This is a genomic window from Microcoleus sp. Pol7_B2 (assembly GCF_036701035.1).
Classification (GTDB): Bacteria; Cyanobacteriota; Cyanobacteriia; order Cyanobacteriales; family Microcoleaceae; genus Microcoleus.
Genome location: NZ_JAUBQB010000016.1, coordinates 53,398 through 67,397, shown reverse-complemented (window position 1 = coordinate 67,397; position 14,000 = coordinate 53,398). Strand labels below are relative to the sequence as shown.

General features: G+C 47.3%; 15 protein-coding genes. 6 read left to right on the top strand and 9 right to left on the bottom strand.

The window, feature by feature from the left end; genetic code table 11:
* The first annotated feature begins 56 nt into the window (after window positions 1–56).
* Window positions 57–287: a hypothetical protein gene (locus QUA57_RS09210; protein WP_333060381.1), complete on the top strand. Its 231-nt coding sequence runs from the start codon at window positions 57–59 to the stop codon at window positions 285–287.
* A 152-nt stretch (window positions 288–439) separates the two neighbouring features.
* Here the strand turns inward: QUA57_RS09210 and QUA57_RS09205 are convergent, their stop codons facing one another.
* Entirely contained in the window at window positions 440–985 is a 546-nt protein-coding gene (locus QUA57_RS09205; RefSeq protein ID WP_333060382.1) for an NADPH-dependent FMN reductase, read from the bottom strand.
* Between the two features lie 326 nt (window positions 986–1,311).
* On the opposite strand from QUA57_RS09205, the gene ftsH reads away from it, so the two are divergent.
* Window positions 1,312–3,246 (top strand): ATP-dependent zinc metalloprotease FtsH, encoded by a 1,935-nt coding sequence (gene ftsH, locus QUA57_RS09200; RefSeq protein WP_333036843.1) that lies wholly within the window; start codon window positions 1,312–1,314, stop codon window positions 3,244–3,246.
* A 141-nt stretch (window positions 3,247–3,387) separates the two neighbouring features.
* Here the strand turns inward: ftsH and QUA57_RS09195 are convergent, their stop codons facing one another.
* Window positions 3,388–3,942: a M23 family metallopeptidase gene (locus tag QUA57_RS09195; protein WP_333036920.1), complete on the bottom strand. Its 555-nt coding sequence runs from the start codon at window positions 3,940–3,942 to the stop codon at window positions 3,388–3,390.
* A 284-nt stretch (window positions 3,943–4,226) separates the two neighbouring features.
* A complete protein-coding gene (locus QUA57_RS09190; protein WP_333060383.1) occupies window positions 4,227–4,394 on the bottom strand; it encodes a hypothetical protein in 168 nt (55 codons plus the stop codon).
* A 33-nt stretch (window positions 4,395–4,427) separates the two neighbouring features.
* Between QUA57_RS09190 and QUA57_RS09185 the strand changes: the two genes are divergently transcribed.
* Window positions 4,428–4,808 carry a hypothetical protein gene (locus tag QUA57_RS09185; protein ID WP_333060384.1) on the top strand — a complete coding sequence of 127 codons (381 nt, stop codon included), beginning with the start codon at window positions 4,428–4,430 and terminating at the stop codon, window positions 4,806–4,808.
* Between the two features lie 171 nt (window positions 4,809–4,979).
* Here QUA57_RS09185 and QUA57_RS09180 read toward each other — a convergent pair whose 3' ends face one another.
* Complete coding sequence (locus tag QUA57_RS09180) at window positions 4,980–5,789, bottom strand: phytanoyl-CoA dioxygenase family protein (protein WP_333060385.1); 810 nt, start codon at window positions 5,787–5,789, stop codon at window positions 4,980–4,982.
* A 169-nt stretch (window positions 5,790–5,958) separates the two neighbouring features.
* Between QUA57_RS09180 and QUA57_RS09175 the strand changes: the two genes are divergently transcribed.
* On the top strand, window positions 5,959–7,407 hold the full coding sequence (locus tag QUA57_RS09175) for a RecQ family ATP-dependent DNA helicase (protein ID WP_333060386.1): 1,449 nt from the start codon (window positions 5,959–5,961) through the stop codon (window positions 7,405–7,407).
* A 195-nt stretch (window positions 7,408–7,602) separates the two neighbouring features.
* Window positions 7,603–8,568 (top strand): RluA family pseudouridine synthase, encoded by a 966-nt coding sequence (locus tag QUA57_RS09170; protein WP_333060387.1) that lies wholly within the window; start codon window positions 7,603–7,605, stop codon window positions 8,566–8,568.
* A 248-nt stretch (window positions 8,569–8,816) separates the two neighbouring features.
* Here the strand turns inward: QUA57_RS09170 and QUA57_RS09165 are convergent, their stop codons facing one another.
* The 3 genes from QUA57_RS09165 to QUA57_RS09155 form a co-directional block, all read right to left on the bottom strand.
* Window positions 8,817–9,482, bottom strand: coding sequence for an NERD domain-containing protein (locus tag QUA57_RS09165; RefSeq protein WP_333060388.1), 666 nt, complete (start codon window positions 9,480–9,482; stop codon window positions 8,817–8,819).
* Window positions 9,483–9,824: 342 nt separating this feature from the next.
* The gene (locus QUA57_RS09160; protein ID WP_333060389.1) at window positions 9,825–10,583 is read right to left on the bottom strand and encodes a phycobilisome rod-core linker polypeptide; all 759 of its coding nucleotides are present in this window, start codon (window positions 10,581–10,583) and stop codon (window positions 9,825–9,827) included.
* Between the two features lie 347 nt (window positions 10,584–10,930).
* Window positions 10,931–11,527, bottom strand: coding sequence for a phycobiliprotein lyase (locus QUA57_RS09155; protein WP_333060390.1), 597 nt, complete (start codon window positions 11,525–11,527; stop codon window positions 10,931–10,933).
* Window positions 11,528–11,755: 228 nt separating this feature from the next.
* On the opposite strand from QUA57_RS09155, the gene QUA57_RS09150 reads away from it, so the two are divergent.
* Window positions 11,756–11,926 carry an NblA/ycf18 family protein gene (locus QUA57_RS09150; protein ID WP_190734295.1) on the top strand — a complete coding sequence of 57 codons (171 nt, stop codon included), beginning with the start codon at window positions 11,756–11,758 and terminating at the stop codon, window positions 11,924–11,926.
* A 233-nt stretch (window positions 11,927–12,159) separates the two neighbouring features.
* Here the strand turns inward: QUA57_RS09150 and pstB are convergent, their stop codons facing one another.
* Window positions 12,160–12,960 (bottom strand): phosphate ABC transporter ATP-binding protein PstB, encoded by an 801-nt coding sequence (pstB, locus tag QUA57_RS09145; RefSeq protein ID WP_333036858.1) that lies wholly within the window; start codon window positions 12,958–12,960, stop codon window positions 12,160–12,162.
* Window positions 12,961–13,085: 125 nt separating this feature from the next.
* Window positions 13,086–13,979, bottom strand: coding sequence for a phosphate ABC transporter permease PstA (gene pstA / locus QUA57_RS09140; RefSeq protein ID WP_333060391.1), 894 nt, complete (start codon window positions 13,977–13,979; stop codon window positions 13,086–13,088).
* Window positions 13,980–14,000: the final 21 nt, after the last annotated feature.

Genomic DNA, 14,000 nt, shown 5'->3' with positions numbered 1-14,000 from the left:
ATTTACAATTAGCTCGCCACTGGAACTCCCCGCCCGATTATTTTAGGATTCTAACTATGGAACCAGCAGACACTTATAAAGGTTGGATTATTCAATCCCAGAAAGTTTTCTACGTCGAAGTTTGGGATAGCCGCGGCAACCGCCACGTCGCCGTCCAAAATGCCAAGACTGAGGAGGAAGCTTTGGAATTGGCCAAAAAGTGGATAGACAAATATGAGTCAAAACCCGGAAGAATGCCGCTCGACGTACCCCATCCTTTCGGAGACATGATCGATATGCCATTTTAGCTCTGTTGACTGTTGAGTGTTAACAGTTAACATTACAGCTTGTCGGCTGCTCTACTAGAGACAAAACCGCTTCAAATCGAGCAATTATTGCAACTGACGCATCCGAAGAATAGGCCAGTTGCGTCCCGGACTGCATTTGTCATGAGATAAAATTACGAAATTCCGCGCAACTTCCGCGTATTTTCTACCAAACTCCGAGCAAATTCGTCGAACCTTTCAGACAGTTTTTCATCCAACAATTTACCATCAGGACTAAAAGCTTTCCAAGCTTGTCCGATCGCAATTTGTTCGGGAATTACCCAAGCGTGCACCCATCTCAAAATCACGCGCAAATCGTTGAGTGCGTTGCTGTTAACTTGCCCTCCCAAAACGCTGATCGAACCGGCAACTTTCCCGTCCAAATGCTCAAAACTCATCAAATCCAGGGCATTCTTGAGAGCACCGCTGATGCTGCCGTGATACTCCGGCGTTGCCAAAATCAAGCCGTCGGCTTGCTTAACCGCATTCTGCAGCTTTTCCACATCGGGGTAATCGATATAATCATTCTCACCATTGCAGAATGGCAGCTTGAGCGATCGCAAATCGAATATTTCAATTTCCGCGCCCAGGGCTTGCGCCCGTTCTGCTGCCACCTTCAACGCTAACTGGCTGTAGGAGCCAGCCCGCAAACTTCCACCAATGCCGACAATTTTTACCATAAAGCTTAAAAACAAAAACAGATTTACTAAAGCGTACTCATTACGAGTATGATTAACATAGCAAGTTCGATCGGCAACTGTCAAGTAAAGTTTCCGATGTAGAAAATAGAAGGAAGAATAGAAGGTTATGGGTAGGAGGGGTGAGTGCTCATAAGCCCGGTCAGGGAAAACAGACTCGGAGCGTTCACAAGCCACTATTTTGAGGGGTTTCTTAAGATGCCCGCGAGAGATAAACCCATCCAACACCCGCCATCTTGTTAAAATAAATGAACGTAGCAAACCACAAGCGGTCAATCTTGGCAGTCTTCAACCTTGGGCAAAGCAATATGAAAAATTCTTGGAAACACGCATGGCTGGGGCATCTAGCTGTAAACAAAGACAAATCGAGCCAGAATCCTAAAAAATCAATTCCAGGACGGAATCTTTGGCGTATCCTGGGCAGTATGGTGATTTCTCAAGGAATATTGCTCTCGACCCCGGTGTTTGCCGAGAGCGCGCCAAACACCATGAGTTACAGCCAACTGATCGACAACATAGAAAAAGGGCAAGTCAGTAGAGTCGAAGTAGACGAAACTCAAAAAACTGCCAAGGTTAGGCTAAAAAATCAAAAAAGCGATCAAACCCAATCAGTTAGTCTGTTCGACTACAACAACCGAGAACTGTACTCGCAAATCCGCGCCAAAAAGATTGACTTTGAAGTCAAACAAACAGCCGACAACGCCGCCGCAGTCAGTTTAGTAGTAAACTTGCTAGTGATTTTTGCAGTGTTGGCAGTGTTGATGGCAATCCTGCGCCGATCGACCCAATCTCAAGGAAATGCCATGAACTTCGGCAAATCCCGAGCCCGTTTCCAAATGGAAGCCAAAACCGGCGTGATGTTCGACGACGTAGCAGGCATCGAAGAAGCTAAAGAAGAACTGCAAGAAGTCGTAACCTTCCTCAAAAAACCCGAACGCTTCAACGCCATCGGCGCCAAAATTCCCAGAGGAGTTCTGTTAATCGGGCCTCCCGGAACCGGTAAAACCATGCTGGCAAAAGCCATCGCAGGCGAAGCAGCCGTCCCCTTCTTCAGCATCTCCGGTTCCGAATTTGTCGAAATGTTTGTCGGAGTTGGCGCCTCCCGCGTCCGCGACTTGTTCCGCAAAGCTAAAGAAAATGCCCCCTGCATCGTCTTCATCGACGAAATAGACGCCGTAGGAAGGCAGCGCGGCGCTGGTATCGGCGGCGGCAACGACGAACGCGAACAAACTCTCAACCAGTTGCTGACAGAAATGGACGGCTTTGAGGGTAACAGTGGCGTGATTGTGATTGCAGCTACTAACCGGCCCGACGTACTCGATACCGCCCTGCTGCGGCCCGGCAGGTTCGATCGCCAAGTAACGGTAGATTTACCCAGTTACAAAGGGCGTTTGGGGATTTTGCAAGTTCACGCGCGCAACAAAAAACTCGACCCAGAAGTTGCCCTAGACACGATCGCCCGCCGCACTCCCGGCTTTTCCGGCGCCGACTTGGCAAACTTGCTCAACGAAGCAGCAATTCTTACCGCGAGGCGTCGCAAAGACACGATTACTAACTTAGAAGTTCACGACGCGATCGACCGGATCACGATCGGGCTTACCCTCAACCCGCTGCTCGACAGCAAGAAAAAGTGGATGACAGCATACCACGAAGTCGGACACGCCCTAGTCGCGACCATGCTCAAAAATGCCGATCCAGTTGAAAAAGTAACGATTATTCCGCGTTCCGGCGGGGTCGAAGGCTTTACTAGCTTTGTGCTTGACGACGAAATGCTCGACAGCGAAGGTTTGAGGAGTCGGGCTTTGCTGTTAAACCGAATTAAAGTAGCTTTGGGGGGACGCGCGGCGGAAGCAGAAATTTATGGCGATGCTGAAATCGACACCGGTGCCGGTAGCGATCTCAAAAAAGTTAGCAGTCTCGCGAGGGAGATGGTAACGCTTTATGGAATGTCGGATTTGGGGCCTGTGGCTTTGGAAAGTCCGAACAATGAGGTGTTTTTGGGCCAAAACTGGAATTCGCGATCCGAGTATTCCGAAGACATGGCAATTAAGATTGATCGGCAAGTCCGGGAAATTGCCTTTGAGTGCTACGAAGAAGCTCGCCGAATTATCCGCGAAAACCGCGCTTTGGTAGACAAACTTGTCGAAGCGCTGTTGGATGAAGAAACGATCGACGGCGATGAATTCCGCCAAATTGTCGAGCGGTACACCGAGTTGACCAAAAAAGAGTTGGCACCAACGTAAAGAGTCATTAGTCATTAGTTATTCAAGTTTGTAGTGAGGACTTTATTCCTCATTCTCGAAAAAATCAGGACTTTAGTCCTTACTACAAACCAAGAAAAATGGCTACTAACTAATGACTAATGACTAATGACTAATGACTAATTAAGATTGTTGCGCGTACATTTCCCGGAGTACCAAAGCCGGGTCTACCCAGCGGCCGCCGTACTTCAATCCCCAGTGCAAGTGAGGCCCACTCGTGCGGCCCGTCATCCCAACTCTGGCAATTCTCGCACCCGCAGGCACTGTTTGACCCTGCCAAATTTGCACGGTACCTTCGCGATCGGTATAATAACGCCCGCCGTTAGCCGTTAGCACTCGGCCTCTGAGGTGACAGTAGATGTGTTCCCAATTTCCCGATCGCACCACCATACCAGTGCCGCACCGGCCATCTTCCCAAACTTCCACAATTTGCCCGCCCCACCAATTGCGGATATAGCTGCCTTCCGGGGCGGCCAAGTCCAAACCGTAATGAAAATCCCCGCCACGGGGGCCGAAGGCGGAAGTGTATGTTTCAAAGTTTTCGACTGGAAAAGAAGCTTCTTGCCACAAATTACCCGTCGCTACTCTGCTTGGTAAGCCTGACTGAGCTTTGACCACCTGCTGCTGCAAATAAGGGCTGATCAACACAATGCCGATCGAAAGTGCCAGCAGCAGCATATGTCTGAGACGAAAAAAGCGTTTTGCCGTCAGCGGGCCTCTAGAGTCTTGCAGGATTTTTTTCACGGCTCAAAGTTAAATGTGTGTGCGAGTTTGCGTTGTCTTTTAGGCTCACATCTTGCACCCTTGTCAATAAAGCTTTCAGGGGCGGGCTTTCCGGCCCCCCCCACAAAAAAATCATTCTTTGTGGAACGGGCATCTTGCCCGTTTCTCAGAAGGGTGCAAGATGTAAATTATGCCAATTCGCTGCAAGATTGGCTTTGAGCTCTACCCGCGATCGCGAATCAGTTTATCAACAACGTGTATCTTACTCCATCCAAAACCCCTGTCAAGGCTTCCGGGTAAATGCCCAGGGGTGATAAAAAAAATTGGCCGAGGAATTCGTGCTGCGGTTGAATTCGATCGAGCTTTTGCTTGACACTATAGTTAAGTTCGGGGATTTTGGATGTCATCCAACATCTCAAATTCATAACACACATCAAGCAATGCTTACTGAAATTTTTCCCTTTAGTTTTGCCATAGATGCAACTGCGATCGCCGGTGCGTCCTTGTGGTCTTTGGCCCTGTACTGGGGCCTGTCGCCCGTGACAGAATGGGTAATCCTGCAACTCAACCGCTGGATGAATTTTGCAGAGAGATCCCTCTACACCTCGGAAGCCGAGTTTGAAAGAACCCGCCAAGCCAGAGAAGCTCAAAATGCCTTTTACGCTTCGCTGTTGAGTATTGTGCCCTTTTTGATTGTGGGCGGATTGTGCAATTGGGGCGTAGAATTTTCTCTAGGCACTGGTTGGGCGGTATCTATGGGTACGATCGCCTGTATTGGCGGCGGCGTTTACGAACTCGGCCGCCGTGACGGTCAATCTTAGGCGGTTTTAGATTGTGGATTTTGGATTTTGGATTGCTCAAGATATTCGGAGATTTACCAGCCTCTAGAATTGATCGTAATCTCAAATCCAAAACTCCCACTCTCAAATAAATATGACATTTCCCGTTTGTTTATTTATCGATCGCCCCTCAAACAAAATTAGCAATGTATTTTAACCGTAATTTGACTCAGGATGTTTACCCAAAAGTCGCAGTTGCCGTTCACTAGCGGTAGCGAGAATTTCGGGATTGAACTGCCACGGCCAAGGCGAAAATTTCTGCGCGATGTTGCGGTGGGAATAATGCACTTGCAGTAAGTAGCGAGTTCCATCTGTTGTCGTATTTTTGCCGCCGGAGTGCCAAATTTCACTGCGGAAAAACAGCACATCTCCTGCTTTGCACAAAACTGGTTCTGGGGAGTGTCCGTTCCAAGTTTCTTCCCCGCGATCGGGTTTGCGACCAGATTTATGACTGCCGGGAATAATATAGGTAGGACAGAGCTCTTCTGTGACATCGCTGAGATAAAAATGAGCCGTGCAAATCAATACCGGGAGTTGAAAAGTGCGATCGGCAAACACGCTTTCGGGCACGGGTACAAACACCTGATCGACGTGGACGCGCCAACCATCATAACCGGGCCCGCTTTTCCACGCAGTCATGCCGATAATGTGGCAATCGCTGCCCATTAATGCTTCTGCTAACTCAATTATACCCGGTCGATCGACATAGGAAAGCCACAGCCGATCGCGATTAAAAACGCACTTAAAATGCTGGTTCAATTCACTCCAACTGCTACCATCGAGTCCAAAGGGTTGCAGGCGATCGAGTGCTTCCTTGGTTTGCGCCACTTCCGAGGGACTGAGTACACCAGGAATCAGCGCAAAACCATCTTCATGCACTGCTTCTGCTAGACATACGGTATCGAAAAGATCATAAGTCTTTTGCCGATAGCTGAAAACTTCGCTTAACGTGTTTGCGTTCATAATTCAAAAAGTAAAATTATTAACTGTTATTAAATTAACAGTTATTCTGCTCGATACTTGCATACTATAAAACCAGCCACCTGGTTTATTGGTACATCAAGACTTACACAAAATTTAATTATGTAGGACACGCACTGCTCACATTACGTCTGATTTGGGAATAAATCAAATGAAATACCAACCCGAACCAACATCATTAAATCAAGCCCGCGCCGCCTTCCAAAAAATCTGGGGATACGACGACTTTCGACCACCCCAAGGAGAAATCGTCGGTAGTTTATTAGCCGGAAAAGATACAATTATAATTATGCCGACAGGTGGTGGCAAATCAATCTGCTTTCAACTGCCAGCTTTGTTGCAAACAGGGTTAACTTTGGTAGTTTCGCCGTTAGTCGCACTGATGGAAAATCAAGTGCAAGAATTGCGCGATCGTAATCTTCCTGCTTCCCTCCTCCACAGTCAATTGCCTACAGCGCAGCGCCGACAAACTATGCAATCGCTGCAACAAAAAAAATTAAGATTGCTGTACTTGTCTCCCGAAACATTACTCAGCAAACCTGTTTGGGAAATTCTCAGTCAGCCACAGCTCCAAATCAACGGTTTAATATTAGATGAAGCTCACTGTTTAGTGCAGTGGGGCGATACATTCCGACCAGCTTACCGCCGTTTAGGAACTGTGCGGTCGGCTTTGTTGAAAGCTAAACCAGCAAACAGTAAAATTGCGATCGCCGCTTTCACCGCTACCGCCAACCCGGAAGCACAGCAGACAATCAAAAATGTCTTGCAACTGCAAAAACCCGAAGCATTTCTGCTAAGTCCCTACCGTTCTAACCTGCACCTGCAAGTGCAGACTGTCTGGACGCCGAGAGGACGCAAGCAGCAATTATTAAACTTTATCAAAGAGCGACAAAAACAAGCAGGTTTAGTCTATGTCCGCACTAGAAAAGATAGCGAAAATTTGGCGGATTTGTTGGACGCAGCAGGTTATGAAACAGCAGCCTATCATGCAGGTTTGAGTCCAGAATCACGACGAAAAATAGAAACAGCTTGGCTGAACAATGATATTAAATTCGTGACTTGTACCTCAGCATTCGGGATGGGAATTAACAAGCCAGATGTCCGGTGGGTTGTTCACTTTCAAGCACCTTTGCTCTTATCGGAATACATTCAGGAAATTGGTAGAGGCGGACGCGACGGCAAATCGGCAATCGCCCTGACATTGATTAGCGAACCGACGGGTTTGCTTTATCCCGAAGATAAACAAAGAGGGCAATTTTTTCAAGATAAATTGCGATCGCAATATCGAGAAGCTCAGCAATTAGCCAAAAAACTGCCAGTTAAAGGCGATATAGAAGCAGTTTCCCGCGAATTTCCCGAAAGTGCGATCGCCTTTTCAATCTTGCACAGCAGCGGACAATTAACATGGCAAGATCCTTTTAATTATGCGATCGATAAATCTCCACAGCAAAAATCAGAAAAGTTAAGTTTTACCGCAGCGGAAGAAATGGCTAAATATCTCAAACATCGCGAGTGCAGGTGGCAATTTTTGCTGCAAGCTTTTGGGTTTGCCAAGGAAGCTAAATCAATGCGCTGCGGCCACTGCGATAATTGTCGATAGAATTGACGATTATACTCAAACGACTTAACCACTCCGATCAAAGAAACCGGGTTTTTTACCCAGTCTGCGGGCAGAAACGAAGTATTGCGGTGAAAAAACCCGGTTTCTCGTTGCCCGTGCGATCGCGAACTAACTCACAGATGTTATGATGAAGATATTTGCTTTACACACTTGGCAAAAAATAGTAAAAAGTAAATGATAGAAACAGACACTGCGGCACAGATTTACACAGTAGAAAATACAGAGGAATTCGATCGCAGTAATGTCAATCAGCGATTAGATATTTGGCTGTCAAACCAGATACCGGACTTATCCAGATCGCGAATCCAAACTCTCATATCACAAGGCAACGTCAAAGTCAACGACGAAACCTGCACCTCGAAAAAAATATCAGTAAAAACGGGCGATCGCATCCAAATTATCCTACCCGAAATCCAAGCCACAAACTTGCAGCCCGAAGCAATTCCCCTCGACATTCTCTACGAAGACGACAGCCTAATTATCATCAACAAACCAGCCGGATTAGTCGTCCACCCAGCCGCCGGACACCAAGACGGTACATTAGTCAACGCCCTCTTAGCCCACTGTCCCCTAGCAGAAATAGGTGGAGTTCAGCGGCCGGGAATCGTACACAGATTAGACAAAGATACAACAGGTGCGATCGCGATCGCCAAAACCGACATAGCCCACCAACACCTGCAAGCCCAACTCAAAACTAAAACCGCCCGCCGCGAATATTTAGGCATAGTTTACGGCGCTCCTAACACCGAAACAGGCACAATAGACCTACCCATCGGGCGGCATCCCACAGACCGCAAAAAAATGGCGGTAGTACCAGTAGAAAAAGGCGGTCGCCCCGCAGTTACTCACTGGAAAATCAAAGAAAGAATTGGTAACTATTGCTTAATGCACTATCAATTAGAAACAGGCCGCACCCATCAAATTCGCGTGCATACAGCCGAAATAAAACATCCCATTGTCGGCGACCCGATGTACAGTTCCAACCGTTCGATCGGCGTCAATTTAACCGGACAAGCCCTCCACGCATGGCGGCTGACATTGCAGCATCCCGTAACAGGAGAATTAATAGAGGCGATCGCACCTTTGCCCGATCAATTCAACACCCTGCTAAAAATATTGCGGTTGCGGGCTAATATTTGATAGTTGGTATAGCAGTCAGCAAAGCTTTTAGGGAAAGTCGCCATCAGGCGTTGAGAATTTTATCTACCTTGATTGCTTTGTTCAACATTCCCTCTAGGATATTGTTTCTACCTTAAATTTATTTAATAGCACCAGTATCACTTAGATGCTAGTACAAGTCTGGGATGTTACGGGTCTGTGCAAATTTGTTGATGTCAAACATATCAATGTAGCCGTTGCTCTCATTTCTCCCAATCTTATCTACTCCTCTAGGTGCGATCGAGTTCTTGCAACCCTGACACCAGATTGCCCAGTTCCATGACGTAAGCACCCCTAATCTTCTTTGTGTTGCTAAAACTCACCTTGGCATCGCTAAATACAACTACTGGAGTGACCTTGGTTAACTTCTTAGCTTTTTTGATAGCTGTGACTTCTTTGGCAATCTGTGCCAGAAAGTCTTTCTCAAAATCTCTCAATTTCCCGTAAGATAGACGCTTGAGCACATCGCCATCCAACAGAACTACGGTTGAGTGAGACTTCACATCAAGGATAAAATTGACCCCTTTAGGCGATCGCAGCCACACATCGATATCGCCTACTTCCGGCAATCTTAAGTTGTACTCAGCTATCCATCCAGATTGGATTAGGGACTCCAAAACTTGCTGAATCTTTTCTTCACCACAGGCCCCTTGGTCAAATCTCTGAGACGACTTCCAAAACGTTTTCCCGTCCTCAATTAACGGAAGGGCGATTAATGCCCCTATCACAAGAGCCGCGACCAAAAATAAAGGAGCAAAAGGTGCTACCGCGTATACCAGCAGTGGCAACAACACTAGCCCTGTCGCGGCACCGTACCTGTATAAGGCTTTGGCACGAAGCTGTTTAGCATGGCGGCGCAATGGTTGTCCAGCATCTTCGTTATATTGCGGCTGCATAAATGCACCTATGCACTTAGAGTTGACAATGAGAAAAGGTCGAATTATTTTTCTTCCCTGTTCCCTCTTCCCTGTTCCCTCTTCCCTCTTCCTTCTTCCTTCTTCCCTCTTCCGACGGACATCGGACTGACATCCGTTACATCCGTTACATCCGTTACACAATCCGTTGCCGAACTTCCCTCTTCCTTCTTCCTAATGACAAAAAATTATGAGTCCCGAGTTTTGGATTCCAAGTTTAGCAAAAAACTCAAACCTCAAAACTCAAGACTCAAAACTCTCTCAGCCTAAAAGCCGATCGATTCAGTCGGCCCGACACAAATAATCGCATCAGGGCAGCATCAATTACCGGCGACGGGGAACCATCGTGTCGATATTGATATTAGCTAGAGGCACGCGCTGCGGCGGAGTAGCAGGCAGGGGCATATTGCGCGCCATACCCAAATAGTTCGACGGATCGCCAGCCTTCGGTTGCTGCTCTTGAGGAACAAAACGGCGCACGCCAGTCTGCCAGATGATTTGCGGGAAGCCAAGCTGCGAACGGTGGTATTCGCTGTAGCGGGGCGTCTTCAAGTTGAAAGGAGTGTCCCCTCCAACTCGCTGAGGCAAAATTCGGCGCTGCTGGTAAGGTACGGTATCGTAGCCGAACTTATCCAGGTACTCTTCGCTATTGACCAACTCGTCAATAAAGCCTTGAGGCCCCTTATTTGCTACCACGATCGACCAAGCAATCTTTTCGCGCTCGCTGTACACATCCCGGCCCAAAACGCGCTGCACGCACATTTCTACAAACCGGTAATTGCTGTTAGTTTGATAATTCCGCTCCAAGAAAGGAGAAGAAGTCGCCAAACCGCGAATAAAGTCCCGCACAGTAATTTGGCCGAACTTGAGTTGCGACTCCAAAGACTTTTGGCGGTTGCTCTTGAGGATTTGGTGTTCGCTGTAAATCTGGCGATATCCAGCCCAAATCAAATTTTCCATGTCTCCAGACGAGAGCACATTTTCAGTTGTGAAAATTCTCGGCTGCTCGTCGCTCCCCACTTCAAAACCAGCAACGCGCTGGTTTTGGCTCTTGGGGGCGTAGCTTAATAAAGGAAGCGCCACGTTAAAATCTCCGTTATCTCAAATTTCACAAATAGTTGACACCGTGAGCTGCCAGCATAACGGATACAACTAACCAACATACAGATTAGGGGATTCCCGCAATCTAAATCTGATTTTCCTGAATTTTTGCAACAATCTGTAACATTTGTTGACTTTGGGGAAGGAAGAAGGAAGAAGGAAGAGGGGAGAGGGAAGTTAGGCAGAAAGAAGGCTCGTCCCCCGGAAGCGGGCAGGAACGCCACTCGGCGAGGCTCTGCCTCGTCAAACAGGAGGCAAACGGCTCCCGCCAAGCTTTCCCAGGCAATGCTGGGGGAACGAGCTTAAGAGCTGGGGAACGAGCTTACAAATTACCAGCCCAGAGCCGAATAAAACTCGCTGGCGGGTACTTGATCTCCTGCTGCTTCTGATGTTCCATCCGAGTCTGGTTGCACCCGAATTTCGGTACAAAAAGTCGATGTGCTGAAACCGCCAAAGCGCTTTACGGTACTCGTCCGCATCCGCACGTTCGGATTAGCAAACCAGAAACGCTCGATCGAACTCATCGTCTCGTATTCCGTAATCAGCAGCAGCCCATCCTCGTCATCCATCTCAAAACGGCCAGCCACAGGCACAATTTCCGCATAGCCTCGTTCGCGCAACATCAAGCCCTGCCGGGGATTTTCAGGATCGGGGACGATCGCGAACACGGTAGACCCTTTATGATTCTCATCATCCTTATCCCACGCCATCGAGCCGTGCCATGTCACAAAAGCCCCCCCAGCAGCCCGGCTCGGATCTACTTCGTGCATCTTGCAAATCTCCGCGACTCTAGCGTCATCGGCAGCTAGGGCTGTTACCTGAATATTTGAATCCCCAATCTCCGCTTGGCGGAAAGCGAGGTGGTGAGTGCTGCGCTGAGAATGCCACTCCCCAGCACTGCTTTGAAAAAACTCCATTGCATCCATACGAACTAGCTCCTTTGGCTTATGCTTCCCGGTGTTGACGCCTTTTTATGATAGAGCTCCCCCCACTTAGATGTACTTTTGCTACACAAATTAGTCTCAAAATGTCTACTTTGGACATATTGTCAAGTGAATGTTATGATAGTTTACAATGTAGGAGACACAACAAATCCTGCGAAACGTCATTCCGATCAATTTCGCATCAATCTCAGCAAACTGGAGGAGCGATTTATGGATATGCCTACAACCAGCCTCAGCATGGAACAGCAGTTCAAACTTCAAGTGCTGCGCGAAGAAGTAAAAAGGTTAAGCCAAGACCAAGCTCAGGAATACTTGCTCGAAGTTATGCGGCAAAACATGGTTAAAGAAAACCTGTTCAAGCATTGGATGAAGAATATGTGAACTCTTCGAGCATTTCTTCACAAAAATCAGCGGCTTATATCTGCAAAAAGTACGATCGAGCTTTTAATCATAAAATCCAGAATCCCGCTTTCTCCAAGAAAGCGGGATTCTAAATTGACAAAACTTTTACGCAGTTTTTTTTGTCGTTACCATACTCAGCAAATTAAATTCTTTTCATCCCTTAGAGAGGGACGAGAGTTTGTGTAGCCCGATTGTTTCAACCTGTCGGGTAATCAACCAAAACGGCCACTCACATAATCTAAAGTAGACTCTTCCTTCGGACTTTGGAAAATTACCTCAGTCTTATCACACTCCACAAGATAGCCAAACCGCTTCCCATCGTCAGAAAGTTTAGCATTGAAAAAAGCAGTCAGGTCAGAAACCCGAGAAGCCTGCTGCATATTGTGAGTAACGATCACAATCGTATACTTCTCCTTGAGTTCCCGCATCAACTCCTCAATCTTAATCGTAGAAATCGGGTCAAGAGAAGCGCAAGGTTCATCCATTAACACTACATCAGGATTAATCGCGATCGCCCTAGCAATACACAAACGCTGCTGCTGGCCACCCGAAAGAGAAAAACCGCTTTGCTTCAACTTATCCTTCACCTCATCCCACAAATAAGCTTGGCTGAGCGATTTTTCCACCAGCTCATCCATATCTCCCTTATAATTGTTTACCCTCGCACCGTAAGCAATATTGTCATAAATCGATTTCGGGAAAGGATTCGGCTTTTGAAACACCATCCCAATCTTGCGGCGCACCGCCACAGCATCAATATCGGGATCGTAAAGATTTTGACCGTGGTAATCAATTCTACCCTCTAAACGAAAACCGCTCACTAAATCGTTGAGCCGGTTAAAACATCGCAGAATTGTACTTTTACCGCAGCCAGACGGCCCAATCAAGGCAGTAATGCGATTTTTAGGAATCTCCATTGAAACATTTTTAACCGCGTGAAAAGCGCCGTAAAAAATATTGATATTTTCTGTCCGTAAAACTGTTTCCGTTTGCTTGTCTAAATCCATCATCATACAGGTAAGTATCCAATCGAATTTTACAAAATAAGGAGAAGATGAGAGTGGGAAAGTTGGAGATAAGGAAAATCTTCCTTCTTCCTTCTTTTTACCCGTTCGCCAAGTCGAAGAATCTTCTTCCTTCAATAAACTTTTTGGCGAGTAGCCCAGCGAGAAAGAATACTCGTCAGCAAAACCATTATCACCAAAATCAAAGATGCCGCCCAAGCCAATTCTTTCTGTGCCTTAAAAGGAACCGTTGCAAAGTTGTACACCAAAACCGAAAGACTCGGAGTTGGCTTATCAAATCCTGCCGGCCAAAAAGGCGAATTCAGCGCCGTAAAAATCAAAGGAGCAGTTTCTCCAGCAGCGCGAGCAATTGCCAGCGTCACGCCCGTTAAAATAGCTGGAATGGCCGCAGGCAAAACCACCTGCAACACCGTCTGATAATTAGAAGCACCCACACCAACCGACGCCCATCTAATATCTTGCGGGACGATTTGTAGAGCTTCGTCAGTAGTCCGCACAATCGTGGGCAACATCAGCACAGCCAACGCCGCACCCCCTGCAATTGCCGAAAAACCTCCCATATTTACCACGAACAAACCGTAGGCAAATACCCCGGCAATAATCGAAGGAACGCCGCTGAGGACATTAGTAGCAAAGCGTACCCAGCGAGCTACTTGGCCGCTGCTGAACTCCGACAAATAAACTGCTGCCAATACACCAAAAGGAACAGCAATTAAAGAAGCAATTCCCACCGTCATCAATGTACCGAGAATTGCATTAGCAATACCGCCTCCCGATAGTCCGGGCGGCGGTGGCAGCTTGGTAAACAAGTCTAAATTCAGGCGATTGAAACCTTGTACGGTGACATAGGAAAGAACTGCAAACAAAGGCAGCAGAGTGATGGCCAGACTAGCTCCAGCCAGTACAGTCATCCCCAGACCAAACAGCGCTTGAGGGCTGTTTTTAACCTTCTTTAAACTGCCTGTTTTCGATACCAAAGAATTCTCATCGGAGACGCTATTTGACATAAACTAAAAATATGTAGGAAA